Consider the following 242-nt stretch of genomic DNA (forward strand, 5'->3'; position numbering starts at 1 on the left):
ACCCCGAGCCGCGAGGCGGCCGCCATCGCCGCGAGCGCGTTGGAGACGTTGAAGCGCCCGATCATCGGGAGGATCGCGTCGAAGCCGCCCTGGGGGTGATGCACCTGGAAGCGCAGGCCCCCGGCGACCTCCTCCACGTCGGTCGCCCACCAGTCGGCGCGGGCCTCCACGCCGTACGTGACGTGCTCCCCGAGCTCCACGAGCCGCGCGGTCCACGGGTCGTCCGCGTTGAGGACCGAGAA

General features: G+C 73.1%; 1 protein-coding gene. It reads right to left on the minus strand.

Annotated elements, in window-relative coordinates:
• On the minus strand, positions 1-242 hold a 242-nt coding region (locus tag DEIPI_RS32515), incomplete at both ends, for a Mur ligase family protein (RefSeq protein ID WP_045234670.1).

Origin of the sequence: Deinococcus pimensis DSM 21231, assembly GCF_000519345.1 — a bacterium.
Classification (GTDB): domain Bacteria; phylum Deinococcota; class Deinococci; order Deinococcales; family Deinococcaceae; genus Deinococcus_A; species Deinococcus_A pimensis.